The sequence below is a fragment of the Microcystis sp. M49636_WE2 genome (assembly GCF_030065375.1).
Lineage (GTDB): Bacteria > Cyanobacteriota > Cyanobacteriia > Cyanobacteriales > Microcystaceae > Microcystis > Microcystis aeruginosa_C.
Map to the genome: position 1 here is coordinate 1 of NZ_JASJFG010000193.1, position 1,192 is coordinate 1,192.

A 1,192-nucleotide genomic window follows, 5' to 3' on the forward strand; every position below is an offset into this window, starting at 1 on the left:
CGGTGAGGGTAATATCTCCTAACCTTTCCAGGGAAATGTAGAGAAGATCGGGAACGGGACACCAATCTCGATCGTTTTTGCTGAGAATGATCGCCCATTCGATTCCCACTTCTCCCCGTCCTTGATTCCAGCGATCGAGTACGAGAAATAAAGCACCAGTTAAACGAGAATGAAAGAATTTCGGTGACATTTTTGCGATCGCTTCTCCATTGACTAATTCATAGGTAATATCGCCATCGGGAGCGGTTAGCGAGAGAAATTCTGGTAAAGTGAGGGATTTAGAAGATATAAGAGTCATGGTCAATTTTCAACCGAAGCGATAGGACAATCGAGCAGGAATTTTGAGATCAGGACGATCGCTTATAACGAGACTGTAGGGCATTAACTTAATCGGGCCTTGGCAAAAATTTGTCCGGGGGTTAGGGTTAAATCGGGGAGGAGAATATCGCTAATTTCGTCATCGCCTTTTTTAATCGCTGGGGGTGCGTCGGGATAGAAAATTGTGATCTGCTTGGCCCGGGGATCGACGATCCAGACGCGACTGACTCCCGCTTTTAGGTAGTCCACGGCTTTTTCGCTCAGGCTGCTGAAGGATTGTTCAGGAGAAATAATTTCGATGACTAATTCCGGGGGAACGGGACAAGCTTCATCGGTGAGGGGAATATCTCCTAACCTTTCTAGGGAAATGTAGAGAAGATCGGGAACCGGACACCAATCTCGATCGTTTTTGCTTAGAATAATTGCCCATTCGATTCCCACTTCTCCCCGTCCTTGATTCCAGCGATCGAGTATAGAAGATAAAGCCAGAGTTAAACGAGAATGAAAGAATTTCGGGGACATTTTTGGGATAGCTTCTCCATCGACTAATTCATAGGTAATATCGCCATCGGGATCGGTTAGCGAGAAAAATTCTGGTAAAGTGAGGGGTTTAGAGGAGATAAGAGTCATGGTCAATTTTCAACCGAAGTGATAGGACAATCGAGCGGGAATTTTCAGATCGGGACGATCGCTTATTTGGTAATATTCCCCGCGCATTCTCACATTACGAATCAAACTAACGGGAGGCATATTAATCACATCGTAGCCAATCACCTGATGGGTAAACATAACATCGAGAGGATTTAAAGGATAGGGATAAATAAATAAATCCTCTTTTTGTTTTGATAGGGAAAGTTCTGTCAGTTTTACTTCC

Annotated in this window: 3 protein-coding genes; all 3 read right to left on the bottom strand. The window is 44.4% G+C overall.

The window, feature by feature from the left end; translation table 11 throughout:
- Positions 1-298: Uma2 family endonuclease (locus PX484_RS04435; RefSeq protein WP_288102993.1), on the bottom strand; the 298-nt coding region annotated here is incomplete at its 3' end.
- A gap of 83 nt (positions 299-381) precedes the next feature.
- Entirely contained in the window at positions 382-948 is a 567-nt protein-coding gene (locus tag PX484_RS04440) for a Uma2 family endonuclease (protein WP_288102995.1), read from the bottom strand.
- A 9-nt stretch (positions 949-957) separates the two neighbouring features.
- On the bottom strand, positions 958-1,192 hold a 235-nt coding region (gene cas5d, locus PX484_RS04445; RefSeq protein WP_288102996.1), incomplete at its 5' end, for a type I-D CRISPR-associated protein Cas5/Csc1.

Excerpts from the sequence above, each read along its gene's own strand:
- PX484_RS04440 (WP_288102995.1), bottom strand. The coding sequence starts at position 948 with ATGACTCTTATCTCCTCTAAACCCCTCACTTTACCAGAATTTTTCTCG.